At 63.4% G+C, this 15,981-nt stretch carries 17 protein-coding genes; 12 read left to right on the top strand and 5 right to left on the bottom strand.

Annotated features, from left to right (window positions below; all coding sequences use genetic code 11):
* Positions 1-3: 3 nt before the first annotated feature.
* On the top strand, positions 4-1,224 hold the full coding sequence (fabB, locus tag QYS36_RS18190) for a beta-ketoacyl-ACP synthase I (RefSeq protein WP_308840802.1): 1,221 nt from the start codon (positions 4-6) through the stop codon (positions 1,222-1,224).
* A gap of 295 nt (positions 1,225-1,519) precedes the next feature.
* Here the strand turns inward: fabB and QYS36_RS18185 are convergent, their stop codons facing one another.
* A complete protein-coding gene (locus QYS36_RS18185) occupies positions 1,520-2,548 on the bottom strand; it encodes an amidohydrolase family protein (RefSeq protein ID WP_308840801.1) in 1,029 nt (342 codons plus the stop codon).
* A gap of 182 nt (positions 2,549-2,730) precedes the next feature.
* On the opposite strand from QYS36_RS18185, the gene QYS36_RS18180 reads away from it, so the two are divergent.
* The 3 genes from QYS36_RS18180 to QYS36_RS18170 all read left to right on the top strand — a co-directional run bounded on the left by QYS36_RS18180 (position 2,731) and on the right by QYS36_RS18170 (position 4,921).
* Positions 2,731-3,279: a sigma-70 family RNA polymerase sigma factor gene (locus tag QYS36_RS18180; protein WP_308840800.1), complete on the top strand. Its 549-nt coding sequence runs from the start codon at positions 2,731-2,733 to the stop codon at positions 3,277-3,279.
* Positions 3,276-3,980, top strand: coding sequence for an anti-sigma factor domain-containing protein (locus QYS36_RS18175; RefSeq protein WP_308840799.1), 705 nt, complete (start codon positions 3,276-3,278; stop codon positions 3,978-3,980). The genes QYS36_RS18180 and QYS36_RS18175 overlap by 4 nt, the downstream gene beginning before the upstream one ends.
* A gap of 155 nt (positions 3,981-4,135) precedes the next feature.
* A complete protein-coding gene (locus QYS36_RS18170) occupies positions 4,136-4,921 on the top strand; it encodes a DUF4394 domain-containing protein (RefSeq protein ID WP_308840798.1) in 786 nt (261 codons plus the stop codon).
* A gap of 46 nt (positions 4,922-4,967) precedes the next feature.
* Here the strand turns inward: QYS36_RS18170 and QYS36_RS18165 are convergent, their stop codons facing one another.
* Positions 4,968-5,747, bottom strand: a complete 780-nt coding sequence (locus tag QYS36_RS18165) for a dienelactone hydrolase family protein (protein WP_308840797.1) — start codon at positions 5,745-5,747, stop codon at positions 4,968-4,970.
* A 100-nt stretch (positions 5,748-5,847) separates the two neighbouring features.
* On the bottom strand, positions 5,848-6,456 hold the full coding sequence (locus tag QYS36_RS18160; protein ID WP_308840796.1) for an FMN-dependent NADH-azoreductase: 609 nt from the start codon (positions 6,454-6,456) through the stop codon (positions 5,848-5,850).
* Positions 6,457-6,595: 139 nt separating this feature from the next.
* On the opposite strand from QYS36_RS18160, the gene QYS36_RS18155 reads away from it, so the two are divergent.
* From QYS36_RS18155 to QYS36_RS18145, 3 genes are read left to right on the top strand one after another with little or no spacing between them, the layout of a single operon-like run.
* Positions 6,596-7,531, top strand: a complete 936-nt coding sequence (locus QYS36_RS18155; protein WP_308840795.1) for a LysR substrate-binding domain-containing protein — start codon at positions 6,596-6,598, stop codon at positions 7,529-7,531.
* Between the two features lie 40 nt (positions 7,532-7,571).
* The gene (locus tag QYS36_RS18150) at positions 7,572-8,771 is read left to right on the top strand and encodes an MFS transporter (protein ID WP_308840794.1); all 1,200 of its coding nucleotides are present in this window, start codon (positions 7,572-7,574) and stop codon (positions 8,769-8,771) included.
* Positions 8,768-9,121 carry an MmcQ/YjbR family DNA-binding protein gene (locus QYS36_RS18145; protein ID WP_308840793.1) on the top strand — a complete coding sequence of 118 codons (354 nt, stop codon included), beginning with the start codon at positions 8,768-8,770 and terminating at the stop codon, positions 9,119-9,121. The genes QYS36_RS18150 and QYS36_RS18145 overlap by 4 nt, the downstream gene beginning before the upstream one ends.
* Here the strand turns inward: QYS36_RS18145 and QYS36_RS18140 are convergent.
* Both QYS36_RS18140 and QYS36_RS18135 read right to left on the bottom strand, forming a co-directional pair.
* Positions 9,116-9,838: a DUF1294 domain-containing protein gene (locus QYS36_RS18140; RefSeq protein WP_308840792.1), complete on the bottom strand. Its 723-nt coding sequence runs from the start codon at positions 9,836-9,838 to the stop codon at positions 9,116-9,118. The two genes, QYS36_RS18145 and QYS36_RS18140, sit on opposite strands and share 6 nt — an antisense overlap.
* A 23-nt stretch (positions 9,839-9,861) precedes the next feature.
* The gene (locus QYS36_RS18135; protein ID WP_308840791.1) at positions 9,862-10,692 is read right to left on the bottom strand and encodes an undecaprenyl-diphosphate phosphatase; all 831 of its coding nucleotides are present in this window, start codon (positions 10,690-10,692) and stop codon (positions 9,862-9,864) included.
* A gap of 236 nt (positions 10,693-10,928) precedes the next feature.
* Between QYS36_RS18135 and pnuC the strand changes: the two genes are divergently transcribed.
* The 5 genes from pnuC (at position 10,929) to queD (ending at position 15,594) form a co-directional block, all read left to right on the top strand.
* Entirely contained in the window at positions 10,929-11,495 is a 567-nt protein-coding gene (pnuC, locus tag QYS36_RS18130) for a nicotinamide riboside transporter PnuC (protein WP_308840790.1), read from the top strand.
* On the top strand, positions 11,492-12,022 hold the full coding sequence (locus QYS36_RS18125; RefSeq protein WP_308840789.1) for an AAA family ATPase: 531 nt from the start codon (positions 11,492-11,494) through the stop codon (positions 12,020-12,022). Before pnuC ends, QYS36_RS18125 begins: the two co-directional genes overlap by 4 nt.
* A gap of 104 nt (positions 12,023-12,126) precedes the next feature.
* Positions 12,127-14,037 carry a di-heme-cytochrome C peroxidase gene (locus QYS36_RS18120; protein ID WP_308840788.1) on the top strand — a complete coding sequence of 637 codons (1,911 nt, stop codon included), beginning with the start codon at positions 12,127-12,129 and terminating at the stop codon, positions 14,035-14,037.
* Positions 14,030-15,172 carry a catalase family protein gene (locus QYS36_RS18115; protein ID WP_308840787.1) on the top strand — a complete coding sequence of 381 codons (1,143 nt, stop codon included), beginning with the start codon at positions 14,030-14,032 and terminating at the stop codon, positions 15,170-15,172. The genes QYS36_RS18120 and QYS36_RS18115 overlap by 8 nt, the downstream gene beginning before the upstream one ends.
* A gap of 65 nt (positions 15,173-15,237) precedes the next feature.
* Entirely contained in the window at positions 15,238-15,594 is a 357-nt protein-coding gene (gene queD, locus QYS36_RS18110) for a 6-carboxytetrahydropterin synthase QueD (RefSeq protein ID WP_075961648.1), read from the top strand.
* The last annotated feature ends 387 nt before the right edge of the window (positions 15,595-15,981 follow it).

Below are 15,981 nucleotides of genomic sequence, written 5' to 3'. Positions count from 1 at the left end.
TCCATGCGTCGCGTCGTTATTACCGGTCTAGGCATCGTTTCCTGCCTGGGCAATGACAAAGAAACCGTCTCCGCCAACCTTCGCGCTGGCCGCCCCGGTATCCGCTTCAATCCGGAATACGCCGAAAAGGGTCTGCGCAGCCACGTGTCGGGCTCCGTCGACCTGAACCTGGAAGAGTTGATCGACCGCAAGCTGTTCCGCTTCATGGGTGATGCCGCGGCCTATGCCTACCTGGCGATGGAGCAGGCCATCAAGGATTCCGGTCTCAGCGAAGACCAGGTATCGAACCCGCGTACCGGCCTGATCGCCGGTTCCGGCGGTGCCTCCACGCTGAACCAGATGGAAGCCATCGACACCCTGCGCGAGAAAGGCGTCAAGCGTGTTGGCCCGTACCGGGTGACCCGCACCATGGGCAGCACCGTGTCGGCGTGCCTGGCGACCCCGTTCAAGATCAAGGGCGTCAACTTCTCGATCTCCTCGGCGTGCGCCACCAGCGCACACTGCATCGGCCAGGCCATGGAGCAGATCCAGCTCGGCAAGCAGGACGTGGTCTTCGCCGGCGGCGGTGAGGAAGAGCACTGGAGCCAGAGCTGCCTGTTCGACGCCATGGGCGCCCTCTCCACTCAGTACAACGACACGCCGGAAAAAGCCTCCCGCGCCTATGACGCCAAGCGTGACGGTTTCGTCATCGCCGGCGGCGGCGGCATGGTGGTGGTCGAGGAGCTGGAGCACGCCCTGGCTCGCGGCGCCAAGATCTACGCAGAAATCGTCGGCTACGGCGCCACCTCGGACGGTTACGACATGGTCGCGCCGAGCGGCGAAGGCGCGGTGCGCTGCATGCAGCAGGCACTGTCCACCGTCGACACCCCGATCGACTACCTGAACACCCATGGCACTTCGACGCCGGTTGGCGATGTCGCGGAAATCAAGGGTATTCGTGAAGTGTTCGCAGACAAGGCACCGGCCATCAGCTCCACCAAGAGCTTGTCCGGCCACAGCCTGGGCGCTGCCGGTGTGCACGAAGCGATCTACTGCCTGCTGATGATGGAAGGCAACTTCATCACCGCCTCGGCCAACATCGAAGAACTGGATCCGGCGGTCGCTGACCTGCCGATCCTGCGCGAGACTCGCGAGAACGCCAAGCTGGACACCATCATGTCCAACAGCTTCGGCTTCGGTGGCACCAACGCCACCCTGGTGCTCAAGCGCTGGGCCGGCAAGTGATCGCTGGCTGATACGAAAACGGCGCCCTAGGGCGCCGTTTTTTTTGCCTATCGGTTATTCAACGCACCTCGAATTTGTCGTGCCGCTGCCCGTCGGCGCCGATCACGCCGGGGGGCCGCCAAGCTGGGCACCAAGTTCGGCATGCGCTATCCCTGACCGGCCCTGACCGGCAAGACAGCCAGGCGAGCCGCTGACCTTGCTGTATCTCACCACGCTGGTTCGCTCGATTTGCTGGGTGGACGGTATCAACACCCTCTCACCGGGCTGAAAATCCTGATGCTGGCTGATGACAAGGTCAGCGGGAGGCTGGCAGCGCTTCCTGCACCTTGCGCGGCAGGATGGACAGGAAGTTGTCCCGGGCGACCTTGTGGGCGACATCCTCGGGCAACGCATCGAGAAAGCGGTCGAAGCCGTGCATGTACTCGCCCATGCTGTCGAAGCGCCCTACCACGTCGGAGCCGATCATGAAACGATCCGGATAACGGCCGATCAGCTCGACCCATTTGCGGTCCGGCTTGCCGTGTTCATCGGTCAGGTATGGCCGCAGCATGGTCCAGGACAGGTCGATATACAGGTTCGGGTAGCTCTCCAGCATGCGCGCCAGGGTGTCGAAGAGAAAATCCAGCTTCTCCTGGTGGCGATGAATTTCCATGCTGGTACCGGCATGGGCCCAGATGAAACGCACGTGGGGATGGTTGCGCAGCGGCTCCTCCATCTCCTGCAGATACAGCGGATTGCGCTCGCGCTTGGAAGTGATGTTGGAGTGCATCATCACCGGCAGGTCATATTCGGCAGCCAGGTGATAGACCCGCGTCATAGCCTCGTTGTTGGCCCGTGGCGTACTGCCCTCGATCAGCGAGGTGAGGTCGTCATGACGGGTGAATACCTCGCCGATGCCCTGCCAGAGCCCCGGATCGAGCTCGAGCATACGGCGGATATGGGCATCGGAATTCTTGTCGTTGGGGTTGAAGCCGGACAGGAAGGGATGGAAACGATGGCGCTGCGCCTCGGGCACCTGCTTGTAGGCATGGGCGATCAGCACGTCGGTGGCGCTGTACCAGTAGGCCGCGGCGTCGTCGCCCGCGTAGTAGCGCGGCCGCTTGGGCTCGTCCTCGTGCCATTTCTTGGCGACCGGGATGCCCGAGAACATCACGTGCTCGACCTTCGCTTCATCCATGCGCTTGAGCAGCATGTCCATGCCGGCGCTTTCCTGGAAAAAATCCACGTAATGCAGGTGGGCGTCGCTGTATCGATACTCGCGAGCGTCGGCAAAGCCCGCCAGCAGCCCTGCCGACAATAAAAAACCGAGACGAATCAGGCGCATGCAGACGCTCCTTGGGCATTGAGCAGCATAGACTGCCGCCGCTTCGCTCAAGTTCAGGCTATCGGCGAGCGCTGCCAGGCCGCTGACGAGACTAAATGTTTCATTACCGGCACATCCAAACGGCCTGGTCTCGGGTATAACCCTTGCCACCCTCAGGACGCAGCCCATCACAGGACGACGGCATGTCTGACCCGATGTTCGATTACGACCGTACCCTGGAAGCCTGCGCAGGCCATGACGAGCGCGCTTTCCAGGCGCTGTACCGCCAGGAGTCGGCGCAGATGCTCGGCCTGGCCATCAGCCTGCTGGGCCAGCGCGACGCGGCCGAGGACTGCCTGCACGATGCCTTCGTGCAGATCTGGCGCAATGCCGGGCGCTTCCAGCGCTCGCTGGGCAGCGGCCGGGCCTGGATCTACAGCATCCTGCGCTACCGCGCCCTGAATCAGCTACGCCAGCGCGGCCGCACGGTGGCCCTGGCCGACGACATCGCAGAGCATTTGATCGACGACAGCCCATCGGCTGCCCAGCAGCACGAACAGCAGTCGGATAAACGCCACCTGCGCGCCTGCCTGCAGAAGCTCGAGCGTCCGCGACGCCATCCGGTTCTGCTGGCGTTCTACCGTGGCCTGACTCACGAACAGATCGCCGAGCGCCTGACCACCCCGCTGGGCACCATCAAAGGACGCATTCGTAGCGGCTTGCGCGCATTGCAGGAGTGTTTGCAACGATGATCAGCACCGACCCCGCAGAACGCCGCGCGCTGATCGGCGAATACGTGCTTGGCCTGCTCGAGCAGGAGCAGGCCGCCGAAGTCGCCGAACTGATCGAACGCGACCCGCAGGCTGCCGCCATGGCGCTGCAATGGCAGCAGCATTTTCTCGAACTCAGTGACCGGCTCGAACCCAGCACGCCCTCGCCCGGCCTCTGGCCACGGCTGCAACACAGCTTGAATCTCGGCCAGCGTACCAGCGCCTGGCAGGCCTGGTGGTCGAGCTTGAGCGCCTGGCGCCTGACCAGCGCAGCCCTGGCGATGGCGCTGCTCATCGCCTTGCTGCCCATGCCCTGGCAGAGCGACACGCCGCCGGCGAGTTACACCGCCGTACTGCAGCCACCGGGCGAAGCCGCGGCCCCAGGCTGGGTGGTGCATATCGATGCAGCCGGCACCCTGCTGCTCGAGCCGCTGCGCGAGGACCAGGTCGCGGCGGACCGCTCGGTGCAGTTCTGGACGCTCGTCGATCCGCAGGATGGCCCGCGCTCGCTGGGCCTGGTCGAGCCGGGCGAACGCCTGACCCTCACTGCCGAACAGATCGGCGCGGTACGCGCTGGCCAGCTGTTCGAATTGACCCTGGAACCATCCGGCGGCTCACCGCTGAACCGGCCAACGGGTGAAGTACTGTATATCGGCCGTGCCGTGATGGCGGCATTGGACTGAAGGGATGCGTGCAGATCTGCGGCAGATGTAAACAGATATGTCTGCCGACATCTGCCTGCCGCTCTCGTGGGTATGGATAACAGGTGCTCTATTTCACGGTGCCTGGATGCGAGCGCGAAGCGACCTTCGCGCCTTACCCATTAGAGAGGACGCTCATGAACATTGCCAAGAAAATGCTCGGTATCGCCATCACCACCGCTGCCCTGGGTTGCGCCACCGCCAATGCCGATGACCTGCTGGCCTTGAGTTCCAGCGGCAAACTGCTGCACATCGACACCAAGACCCTCACCGTTGCTTCCGACGTGAAGCTCAGCGGCGTCTCCAGCCTGCGTGGCATCGACGTGCGCCCGGCCAATGGCTGGATTTATGGCCTGGACGACGACGGCCAGCTCTACACCGTTGACGCGAAAAGTGGCAAAGCCAGCAAAGTTGCCAAACTCAATCAGGCACTGACCGGGAAGGGCCAGGCCGTGGTCGATTTCAACCCGGTGGCAGACCGCCTGCGCCTGATGGCCGTGGACGGCACCAATCTGCGCGTCAATGTCGAGAGCGGTGAGGCCGTGGTCGATGGCAAGCTCGCCTACGCCAAAGACGGCCCCTACGCGGGCAAGACCGCCCAGGTAATGGCCGGCGCCTACACCAATTCCTACAAGGGTACCGAGAAGACCGCGCTGTACACCGTGGATCTGGCCAGCGGCAATCTGATGCTGCAGAACCCGCCAAATGATGGCGTCCAGCAGGTGGTTGGCAAGATCGCCGATGGCCTGAAGAGCGCAGCGCTGGATATCAAGAGTGACGGCAAGGGCGGCAACACCGCTTACCTGCTGACCGGCACCACGCTGCACCAGGTCAACCTGGAAACCGGCAAGGCCAGCGCGCTGGGTGAGATCAAGAATCTGCCGGCCGACATCATCGACATCGCCGTTCTACCCGCCAAGTAACCGCGACAAGGGAAGGCCAGCCGGCCTTCCCTTTCTCCGCCTGGGGTTACTCGAACACCTCATCGAGCAGATTGTTCATCGCCTTGAAGGCCCGCGCCGCAACCAGAGGGTGGTACTGATTGCTACCCGGCGTATTGGCCTGCGGGTTGGTGAATGAATGCACCGCACCGCCATAGCTGACCAGCTGCCAGTCCACCTTGGTGGCCTTCATCTCTGCAACGAAACCATCGACCTGCGCCTGCGGCACCGCCGGATCATCGGCACCGTGCAGCACCAGCACCGGCGCCTTGATGTTATTGGCATCGGCCGGGTTGGGCGTATCCAGGTTGCCGTGGAACGACACGAAGGCTTTCAACGGTGCCCCCGACCGGGCTAGCTCCAGCACGGTTCCACCACCAAAGCAGAAACCGATCGCACCCAGCTTGGTGGTATCCAGTGCCACCTGGCTGGTTTGCGCCTTGAGCACCTCGACGGCCGCCTGGGCGCGCTTGCGCATCAGCGCGCGGTCGCTGCGCACTGTCGTTGCCGCTTGCTTGGCTTCGTCGGCATTGCTGGGGCGGATGTTCTTGCCGTACATGTCGGCCATGAACACCACGTACTTGTCGCCGGCAGCCCGTGCCGCCTTCTCGGCAGAGGCGTCAGTGACCCCCATCCAGTTCGGCACCATCAGCAAGCCGGGGCGCGGCTCGGTGACCGCGTCGTCGTAGATCAGCTTGCCTTCGAACGGCTGGCCATCGATCTCGTAGGGCACGCTCTTGACCACCACACCCGCCTCCGCCAGCCCTGCCAGCCCCAGCAACGCTGCCGACAACAGTGATTTCTTCATCCCATGACTCCCTCAATGAAGCAGCACAAGCTGCGCCTGGAACACAAGGAAGCACATTTGCGGCGCCAGGAAAACCCGGGCGCCGCCAGCGGAGGTTCGATCAGGCGGCGGCGAACAGCCCGTCGATCTGCGTGTGGGCGCTACGCAGTGCGTTGGCTTTCGGCTCTTCACCGTAAGCCAGGCCTTCGGCACGCACCACCTCGATATCGGTGATGCCCAGGAAATTCAGCACCAGAATCAGGTACTCCTCATGGGCCTGGCCACTGGTTTGCCCGGCGTGGATGCCCCCGGCAGTGGAGGCGATGATCACTTTCTTGCCGCCCGCCAGGCCCTTCGGGCCGTTCTCGTCGTAGGCGAAGGTCTTGCCGGCGACACAGACGCGATCGATCCAGGCCTTGAGCTGGGTGGGGATGGTGAAGTTGTACATTGGCGCACCGATCACGATGGCGTCGGCCGCCAGGAATTCTTCCAGCGTCGCTTCGGCCAGGGCCACTTCGTGCGCCTGGGCGGCGTCGCGCAGTTCAGCTGGCGTACCACCGGCAACCAGGCTGGCTGCCGAGAAGTGGCTCAGGGCATCGCTGGCCAGGTCGCGGTAGATCACCTGTACATCGGCCTGGCTGCTTTTCCAGGCTTCGGTGACTGCTGCGCTGAGCTGGCGAGAAGCGGAAGCGTCGCCAAGAATGCTGGAATCGAGATGCAGAAGTTTCATCAAGTGCTCCTTAGAAAGAGGTCAGTGACTGTTCGATGGATTAATCCTACCGATGAAGCCAATCACTGATTAGTCGGCAATAATGCGAAGATGTGTTCCATCAGTGGAACAATCCATCTCTCCACGGGCCGGAGCTCTCATGCAGGACCTCAATGACCTGATGTACTTCGCCAAGGTGGTCGAGCACGGCGGCTTCAGCGCTGCCGGGCAACGGCTCGGCATTCCCAAATCGCGCCTGTCGCGGCGCGTGGCCGAACTCGAGGCGCGCCTGGGGGTGCGCCTGCTGCAACGCACCACCCGCAAACTGGCGCTGACCGAAACCGGCGAGCGTTACCTGCGCCACTGCCAGGCGATGCTGCTCGAAGCCGAGCAGGCCCAGGAGGCCGTGGCATCGCTGAGCAGCGAACCGCGCGGGCGGGTGCGCATGTCCTGCCCCGTGGAACTGGCGCGCGCCGGGCTGCACCCGGTGATCACCAGCTTTCTGGCCAGGTACCCACTGGTGCAGCTCGATGTGGTGCTGACCAACCGCCGCGTGGACCTGCTGCAGGAGGGCATCGACGTGGCGCTGCGTGTGCGCGATCAGAGCGATGAGGATCCCTCGTTGATCGCTCGCCAACTGGCCCCCGCCTCCGCCTACCTGGTGGCAGCGCCGGCATTGCTGCAGGGGCTGGACATCCGCACGCCCGACGACCTGCAGCAGTTACCTGCGCTTGGTGCGGCGGCAAGCGACAGGCGCATCCATCATCTGCTCAGGAATGCCGCCGGCATCCGCCGCGAAGTGACCCTGGAAGCGCGCCTGAGCATCGAAGACTTCGACATTCGCCGGGAGGCTGCGCTGCAGGGGCTGGGCTTTACCATGCTGCCGCACACCAAATGCATGGGCGACCTGCAGGACGGTCGCCTGGTTCGTCTGCTACCGGACTGGAACCTGCCCGGTGGCCACCTGCAGGCGGTCTACCCTCACCGCCGCGGCATGCTGCCGGCGGTGCGCGCCTGGCTCGATCACATGGTCCAGGCCAGCAGCGGCGGCTGGCTGATGCCTGGAACGGATGTGGTTCGCACAGGATCAGATTAACCTGATAACGTTATCTCCCACCCACCAGCCAGGCCACCCGATGACCGCTCGCAAGCCCCAGCCTCCCGGCCAGACCGCGCGAATTCTTGCGGTGGTGCTGTTCACCTTCATTGGCTTTCTGTGCGTCGGCCTGCCGCTGGCCGTACTGCCCGGTTTCGTGCTCAATGACCTGGGCTACGGCTCGGTGATGGCCGGCCTGGTGATCAGCCTGCAGTACCTCGTGACCCTGGTTTCGCGGCCGGTCACCGGCATGCTGATCGACCGCATCGGCCCCAAGCGCGCCGTGGTGTATGGCCTGGCCGGCACCTTGGGCAGCGGCCTGCTGACCCTGGCGGCGACCAGCCTGCATGGAGTTTCCGGCGAGCTCGGCCTGGGCCTGTTGCTGGCCGGGCGCGTTGCGCTGGGTGTCTCCCAGGCGTTGATCGGCACCGGCTCGATCACCTGGGGCATCGGCCGGGTCGGCGCCGAGAATACGGCTCGGGTGATTTCCTGGAACGGCATCGCCTCTTACGGTGCCATCGCCATCGGCGCACCGCTGGGCGTGCTGATGGTCTCGACGCTCGGCCTGTGGAGCATCGGTGCAACCATCACCCTGCTCTGCCTTGGCGCGCTGTGGGTGGCACGCGACAAACCGGCCATCCCGGTAATCCAGGGCAAGCGCCTGCCGTTTCACAACGTGTTCCTGGCCATCGCCCCCAACGGCCTGGCGCTGGCGCTGGGCTCCATCGGTTTCGGCACCCTGGCGACCTTCGTCACCCTGTATTACGCCAGCCTTGGCTGGCAGCACGCGGCCTATTGCCTGAGCGCCTTCGGCCTGGCCTTCATCGCCGCTCGCCTGCTGTTCGCCGGTGCCATCGAGCGCCGCGGTGGCTACAGGGTAGCGACCATCTGCCTGGCGATCGAAACCCTCGGCCTGTTGCTGCTGTGGCTCGCACCGCTTCCCGCCGTGGCGCTGTGCGGGGCGGCGCTGACCGGCTTCGGCCTGTCGCTGGTGTATCCGGCGCTCGGCGTCGAGGCGATTGGCAATATCCCGGCGGCCAGCCGCAGCTCGGCGCTGGGCGCCTACGCGCTGTTCTTCGATCTGGCGCTCGGCGTGGCCGGCCCCTTGATGGGCCTGGTCGCCACCGCCTACGACTACGCTGCGGTGTTTCTCGCCTCGGGCCTGCTGTCGCTGCTCGGCCTGGGCCTGAGCCTCTTGTTGCTGCGCCGGGCCAAGCGAGCACAGGCGGTGCAGCCATGAGCCGTGATGAACTGCTCGCCTTCTGCCTGCAGTTGCCGGGGGCTCGCGTCGACTACAAATGGGGCAGCAACCAGGTGTTCTCCGTGGCGCACAACAAGATGTTCGCCATCGTCGATTTCCTCGGTGACAACCTGGCCTTCAAGGTGGATGCCGCGCTGTTTCTCGGTTTCACCGACCGCCCCGGCATTCGCCCTGCGCCCTATCTGGCCCGCGCCCACTGGATCAGCATGAACGGCAGCCAGCCGCCCCTGGGCGACGCCGAGTTGCGAGAGCTGCTGACCCGCTCCCATCAGCTGGTGGTGCGCCGGCTTGCACGCAAGCAGCAGGTCGGCCTGCTGCTCGACCTATAGCAGGCTGCGCAACCAGCCGCTGGTGTAAGCGCCGCCAAGCAGAACCTGGTCCAGCCAGAACAACTGGTGCAGCGCCACGATGGCCCAGAACATCACCTGATAGGACGCCTTGCGGGTCTTGTGTCGAAACAGCTGTTGCGCCAGTAGAGCACCCGGCCAGCCGCCAGCCAGCTCAACCAGGTGCAGGGTATTTTCCGGGATACGCTGACGGCCCTGCTGGGCGCTGTTCTTGTCGCGCCAATAGAGGATCAAGCACAGCACGCTGACCAGCGCATAAAGCAGCGCGGGCCACATCAGCCCGGCAGCCAGCCAGTGCAGCGCGCCCAGTAGCGGCAAGCCGCACAGCGCCGCGAAGATGATTAATTTGCCGATGGGGTTACGCAGCGCGACCGATGGCTGACGCTTGCCGGCTTTGCCAGCTCGCGTCGGTGCCGGCTGGGCGTTGCGCGAAGGCGCAGCGGTTCGCGGTTTCACGCGAATCTGCGGCTGGTCGAGGGCCAGCCCGCCGGCCAGGCGCAGGTGCTCGGCGCGCAAACGGCCACGCTCGTCGCGCCCGGCCACGAACAACACCTGGTCACCGGCAGTGGGTCGACGATCACCGCGCATCGCCGAGATATGCGCGAAGACTTCCGCACCACCTGCAGCAGGCTGGATGAAGCCGAAGCCCTTGTCGTCGTCCCAGCGCTTGATACGACCAGCCTGTTCCTTGCTCTGCATGTGCGTCCCTCGCGGCGAGGCGATCAGCCCTCGGCCGTGCTCCAGTCGATCCAGCCGAACTGCCAGGTGGCCAGAATCAGCAGGCCGAAGGCGATCCGGTACCAGGCGAACACCGCATAGCTGTGGTTGGCGATGAACACCAGCAGCGCACGCACCGTGATCATGGCAACGATGAAGGTGGTGACGAAGCCGATGGCGAATACCGGCAGATCGCTCAACTGCAGGATGTCCCGGTACTTGTACAGCGAATAGACGGTGGCGGCGACCATGGTCGGCATCGCCAGGAAGAACGAGAACTCGGTGGCGGCCTTGCGGGACAGCCCGAACAGCAAGCCGCCGATGATCGTCGAGCCGGAGCGCGAGGTGCCCGGGATCAACGCCAGGCACTGGGCGAAGCCGACCTTGAGGGCCAGCTTCCAGTCCATGTCGTCGACCGTCTCGGCAACGATGCGGTGCTGACGCTTCTCGGCCCAGAGCATCACCACGCCACCGATGACCAGCGCGGCGCTGACCGTGATCGGGTTGAACAGCCAGTGCTCGATCAGATCGGCGAACAGCAGGCCGAGCACCACCGCCGGAAAGAAGGCGACCATCAGATTGACGGTGAAACGCCGCGCCATGGGGTCGCTGCCCAACCCGCTGACCACCGACAGGATGCGCTGACGAAACTCCCACATCACCGCCAGGATGGCGCCGAGCTGGATGATGATCTTGAAGGCCGTGGCACGCTCGCCATTGAAGTCCAGCAAGTCCCCCACCACGATCAGGTGGCCGGTACTGGAAATGGGCAGAAACTCGGTAAGACCTTCAACAATACCCAGAATCAGCGCCTGAAACGCGAGCCAGCTGTCCATCGAAACTCCTTGGAAAGGTGCCAGATGAACTGGCTGTAAAAGGGATTGTTTGTCGGACTAGAGCCGCTGGTGGAGGTTCCAGCGGGGCCGAAAAAAGCGGCAGTTATAAAGCACCGACAGGCAATTTCAAAACGCTATCAAACTGAAAATGCATTTTCCTGCCAGCCGAGCGGCCACCCCGGACGCGACAAACGCTAGAATGCGCGCCCGTCCCGCCGCCACACGCACGAGGTTCCATGTCACCGCTCGAAGTCTGCGCCTCGTTGCTCGGCCTGGTCGCCGTCTGGCTGACCGTGCGACAAAACCCCTGGTGCTGGCCGATCGGGCTGGTCATGGTGGTGCTCTATGCGTGGGTGTTCTTCCAGGCCAAGCTGTACTCCAACACGCTGTTGCAATGCGTCTACGCCGCACTGCAGCTTTACGGCTGGTGGCACTGGACGCGCGGCGAACGCCCTGACGAACGCCTGCAGGTATCGAGCCTGAACCTGCGCCAGACGGCATCCGGCCTGGCCCTGGGCGTGCTCGGCTCGATCGTGCTGGGCCTGCTGATGATGAATTACACCGATGCCAGCGCGCCCTGGCAGGACGCGACGCTGTGCGCCTTCAGCCTGGTTGCCCAGGTATGGATGGCCAGGAAGCGCCTGCAGTGCTGGGCGCTATGGATACTCCTCGACGTGCTGTTCGTCGTGCTGTTCATCGATCAGGCGCTGTACCTCACCGCCGCGCTGTACGCCCTGTTCACGTTACTCGCCTGCCATGGCTGGCTGACCTGGCGGCGCGAGCTGGGCGCTGCGCAGCCATGAACGTCCTGGTGCTGACCGGCCCGGAGTCCACCGGCAAGAGCTGGCTGGCGAGCGAGCTGCAGCAGCGCTTCGGCGGTATCGTGGTGGGTGAATACGTACGCCACTTCATCGACAGCCAGCAGCGTGATACCTGCTACGCCGACATTTCCACCATCGCCCGCGGCCAGCTGGCCTGGGAAGACGCCGCCCGCGCGCAGCGCCCTCACCTGCTGATCCTCGACACCCACCTGCTCAGCAATATTCTCTGGAGCCGTACCCTGTTCGGCGACTGCCCGGACTGGATGGAGCCGGCCTTGCTTGCCCGGGAATACCACCTGCACCTGCTGCTCGATCCGCGCGGCGTCGAATGGGTCGGCGATGGGCAACGCTGCCAGCCGGATCTCACCGAGCGCCTGGCCTTCTACCAGGGATGCGCACAATGGCTTGCGGCCAATGGCCAGAACACCCTGGAAATCGCCGGCAGCTGGCACGAACGTCAGCGAGCAGCGACGAGTCGCGTGGCCAACTGGCTGGGCATAAGCGGCTAGCCAATTGGGCTAATTGCTGAAGATATGCGCATGGCATCTTGCCATTAAGCGGCAGCATGGGCATAAAGGAGCACGACAGAAAAACGCAACAAGGACGTCACCCCATGCGCCTCATTCGCCGCGCTCTGCAGATCATCGTTCTGCTGACGCTGACCGCCCTGCTGGTCATCGTCTACTACATCGCCAGGCCCAATCTGCCGGTCTACACCCCGGTGGAAAAGGTCCACTACCTGGGGCAATGGACCGACCAGCAGCGTCAGTTCTATTACTACACCCCCCAGGGCACCACGGTGAAAGGCCTGCAGTACGCCTGGTTCTCGGCCCTGGAACTGCCCTTCGGCAAGGCCAAATTCGCCGCCCCGGACTACCTCGCGCGCTTCGGCTTTCTGACCCAGCCTGGGCAGCAGGCAACGGCCCTGAACCCCGGCAACCTGCCCGTGGGGTTTGCCCGCCACCAGGACGATGAAAGCGGCGTCCAGTACCTGGACATCACCTGTGCTGCCTGCCACACAGGCGAGCTGCGCTACCAGGGCCAGGCGGTGCGTATCGACGGTGGCGCCGCGCTGCACTCGCTGGCCTCGACCGTGCCAACCCTCAAAGGCGGCAGCTTTGGCCAGGCCCTTGGCATGAGCATGGCGTTCACCTACTACAACCCACTGAAATTCCGCCGTTTCGCCCACGAGGTGCTGGGCAAGCATTACGAACGTGACTACGACCGCCTGCGCGTGGAGTTCAAGCAAGTACTCGACCGCCTGCTGAGCACCGCCTACAACGACTGGCACCGCGGCCTCTACCCGACCGAAGAAGGCTTCGGCCGTACCGACGCCTTCGGCCGCATCGCCAACTCGGTCTTCGGTGCCAGCATCGATGCGGCCAACTACCGCGTGGCCGATGCGCCGGTCAGCTACCCGCAGCTGTGGGACATCTGGAAATTCGACTGGGTGCAGTGGAACGGTTCGGCCATGCAACCCATGGCCCGTAACGTCGGCGAGGCCCTGGGGGTCGGCGCAACCCTTCAGTTGCTGGACGATAACGGGCGCCCTGTGCCACACGATCAGCGCTACGCTTCCAGCGTGCGCATCAACGACCTTTATCAGCTGGAAGAAACGCTCAAGCACCTGCAGCCGCCCACCTGGCCGGAAAAGATCTTTGGCAAGATCGATCTGCCTCTGGCCAGCCGAGGGCGCGCGCTGTTTCAGGAAAACTGCGCTATTTGCCACGCGCCGAAGGTCGTTCCAGCGGAGCAGCGCATGGCGCCCGATCGCGCCCCCGAATGGCACATGCAGGTCATCCCCACCTCTATTGTCGGGACCGATTCCACCACAGCCGACAATATTGCCGACCACCGCTTCGACGTCCGCAAGCTGGGCTGGAAGAAAGCCGAACTGGCCAAACTGGATGTAGAACTACGCAGTAACAGCCTCGACAAGATCGACTTCAGTGCCATCTCCACCGCCGAGGCGCTGGCCTATGTCACCGCCTACGTCGAAGACCGCGCCTATCGTGACAACGGCATCACGCCCGAGCAGCGCAAACGCATGGATGGCTACGGCCTGCCCATTGGCGTCCAGGAGATCCGCGGCTACAAGGCCCGCCCCCTGGATGGCATTTGGGCAACCCCGCCCTTCCTGCACAACGGCTCGGTGCCCACGCTGTTTCATCTGCTCTCACCGGTGTCGGAGCGGCCCGCCAGTTTCTGGGTGGGTAATTTCGAATTCGATCCCAAGCATGTCGGTTTCGTCAGCGACAAGTTCCCCGGCGGCTTCCTGCTCGATACCCGCATCAAGGGCAACGGCAACGGTGGCCATGAGTTCCGCGACGGCTGCCGCAATGACGGCGCCATCGGTCGCGGCCTGCAACCGGAAGAACGCTGGGCGCTGCTCGAATACCTGAAGGTGCTGGGTAATACTGCGCTGGAAAACCAGTTGAGTGACGTGCCGGCCAAACCGTGGAATCCCGGGCAGTATTGTCAGGGCAGCGTGACAGCCAATCACAAGGAGTCCAACGATGCTTAAACGATTCTGGCTGTGGCTCGGCCGGCTGTTGGGCAAAACACTGTTCGTGCTGTTGATCGTCGGCCTCGGCGGCTGGGCCATAGGTACGGCCTACTACAGCTGGAAATTCTCCGGCCCGGTCTCCAGCGAGGAACAGATCCCCGCCAATGAAGCCGCCTATACCGAAGGCATCATCGAAGATGCCATTCGCGTGGTCGAACAGCACCGTGACAACACCCGCGTCCTACGTGATGCTCACGCCAAGGCGCACGGTTGCGTGAAGGCCGAAGTCACTGTGCGAACGGATCTCGAGCAAACCCTGCGCCAGGGCGTACTCAGTGAACCAGGCAAAACCTGGCAGGCGTGGATGCGCCTCTCCAACGGCAATGCCTACCCGCAATTCGACCGGGCCCGCGATGCACGAGGCATGGCCATCAAGCTGCTCGACGTTCCAGGCGCCAAGCTGATGAGCAGCCCACGCCATGCTGGCGATCAGGACTTCGTGATGTTCAACCACCCGGCATTCTTCGTTCGCGACGTGGCGGAGTACCGCAGCAACTTCGCTGCCCAGGCGGATGGCAAGAAGGCCCTGGCCTTCTTCCCAAGTTGGGATCCACGCACCTGGGAAATCCGCCACCTGGTCATCGCCCTGAAAACCCTTTCACCGGCCCCGAGCAGCCCGGTCGAAACCACCTACAACTCCATCGCGCCGTTCAAGCTGGGGCCGCACAACATCAAGTACCGGGTCATTCCGACCCCTGAGAACTGCCCGGCTTACGCCATCCCCAAGCCCAACACCGATCTGCCCAATTTCCTGCGCAGCGCGCTCTATCAACAGCTTTCGCTGGATCGCATGCCGGCCTGTTTCGCCCTGCAGGTACAGCGGCAGAACCCGGATTACTACATGCCGATCGAAGACCCTAGCGTGGAGTGGGACGAGAAGATCGCACCGTTCGAGACCGTCGCCGATATCCGCCTGCCGGCCCAGGATTTCGATAGCACGGAGCAGAATCTGTTCTGCGACAACCTGTCGTTCAACCCCTGGCACGCCCTGCCCGAACATCGGCCGATCGGCGGCATCAATCGCTTGCGCAAGGCCGTGTACGAAGCAGTCAGTGTCTACCGCCATGATCGCAACGCCGCATTGAGCCAGTGAAGGCCCTACAGGTCGCAGCAGGCTGCTAGAATCGCAGCCTGTTCGCCCTGTAAAAGAGATTGGTCTTGGAACTGTTCAAAGAATTCATCTTCGAAGCTGCCCATCGGCTTCCCCACGTCCCGGAAGGCCACAAATGCGGCCGCCTGCATGGCCATTCGTTCCGCATCGCCGTCTATATCGAGGGCGAGGTCGATCCCTATACCGGCTGGATTCGCGACTTCTCCGAGATCAAGGCGATCTTCAAGCCGATCTACGAGCAGCTCGACCACAACTACCTCAACGACATCCCCGGCCTGGAAAACCCGACCAGCGAAATCCTCGCCAAATGGGTATGGCAACAACTCAAGCCATTGCTGCCGGAGCTGTCGCGCATTCGCATTCATGAGACCTGCACCAGTGGCTGCGAGTATCGTGGCGACTGACACTCAATCGCGCTCGTGGAAATGCAAAAACCCGCCTTGTGCGGGTTTTGTTTTTTTCAGTGCCATCGACAGTTAAAACTTCGGTGAATTGCCCAGCGGAGCCATGGCCATTAGAGCCCTGAATTGCTCGGTTCAGGGACGAGGCAGTCGGATGGACTGCTCTGCAACCCCTGATCGGATCCCCGGGTTACGCCTTCGGCTAACCCAGGCTACGGAGCCATCTCAGGGCATCTGTAGGGTGGGAGACGCCTCAGCCTTCCACCACAGGCTCACCAAGAGGTTCATGCCTGCGCCGCGCGCCCCGTAGCCTGGGTTGAGCGCAGCGATACCCAGGAAGGCGTCCTTCAAAATCTCTTGTCTCTGCCGGCTTGCCGTTTCCCAGGCCCA

It is taken from the genome of Pseudomonas sp. G34 (genome assembly GCF_031119625.1).
Lineage (GTDB): Bacteria > Pseudomonadota > Gammaproteobacteria > Pseudomonadales > Pseudomonadaceae > Aquipseudomonas.
This window is presented reverse-complemented; position numbering and strand designations above follow the sequence as displayed.

Bases quoted from the DNA above. Each gene is read 5' to 3' on its own strand.
- fabB (WP_308840802.1), top strand. From the start codon at position 4: ATGCGTCGCGTCGTTATTACCGGTCTAGGCATCGTTTCCTGCCTGGGC.
- QYS36_RS18185 (WP_308840801.1), bottom strand. From the start codon at position 2,548: ATGCGCCTGATTCGTCTCGGTTTTTTATTGTCGGCAGGGCTGCTGGCG.
- QYS36_RS18180 (WP_308840800.1), top strand. From the start codon at position 2,731: ATGTCTGACCCGATGTTCGATTACGACCGTACCCTGGAAGCCTGCGCA.
- QYS36_RS18175 (WP_308840799.1), top strand. From the start codon at position 3,276: ATGATCAGCACCGACCCCGCAGAACGCCGCGCGCTGATCGGCGAATAC.
- QYS36_RS18170 (WP_308840798.1), top strand. From the start codon at position 4,136: ATGAACATTGCCAAGAAAATGCTCGGTATCGCCATCACCACCGCTGCC.
- QYS36_RS18165 (WP_308840797.1), bottom strand. From the start codon at position 5,747: ATGAAGAAATCACTGTTGTCGGCAGCGTTGCTGGGGCTGGCAGGGCTG.
- QYS36_RS18160 (WP_308840796.1), bottom strand. From the start codon at position 6,456: ATGAAACTTCTGCATCTCGATTCCAGCATTCTTGGCGACGCTTCCGCT.
- QYS36_RS18155 (WP_308840795.1), top strand. From the start codon at position 6,596: ATGCAGGACCTCAATGACCTGATGTACTTCGCCAAGGTGGTCGAGCAC.
- QYS36_RS18150 (WP_308840794.1), top strand. From the start codon at position 7,572: ATGACCGCTCGCAAGCCCCAGCCTCCCGGCCAGACCGCGCGAATTCTT.
- QYS36_RS18145 (WP_308840793.1), top strand. From the start codon at position 8,768: ATGAGCCGTGATGAACTGCTCGCCTTCTGCCTGCAGTTGCCGGGGGCT.
- QYS36_RS18140 (WP_308840792.1), bottom strand. From the start codon at position 9,838: ATGCAGAGCAAGGAACAGGCTGGTCGTATCAAGCGCTGGGACGACGAC.
- QYS36_RS18135 (WP_308840791.1), bottom strand. From the start codon at position 10,692: ATGGACAGCTGGCTCGCGTTTCAGGCGCTGATTCTGGGTATTGTTGAA.
- pnuC (WP_308840790.1), top strand. From the start codon at position 10,929: ATGTCACCGCTCGAAGTCTGCGCCTCGTTGCTCGGCCTGGTCGCCGTC.
- QYS36_RS18125 (WP_308840789.1), top strand. From the start codon at position 11,492: ATGAACGTCCTGGTGCTGACCGGCCCGGAGTCCACCGGCAAGAGCTGG.
- QYS36_RS18120 (WP_308840788.1), top strand. From the start codon at position 12,127: ATGCGCCTCATTCGCCGCGCTCTGCAGATCATCGTTCTGCTGACGCTG.
- QYS36_RS18115 (WP_308840787.1), top strand. From the start codon at position 14,030: ATGCTTAAACGATTCTGGCTGTGGCTCGGCCGGCTGTTGGGCAAAACA.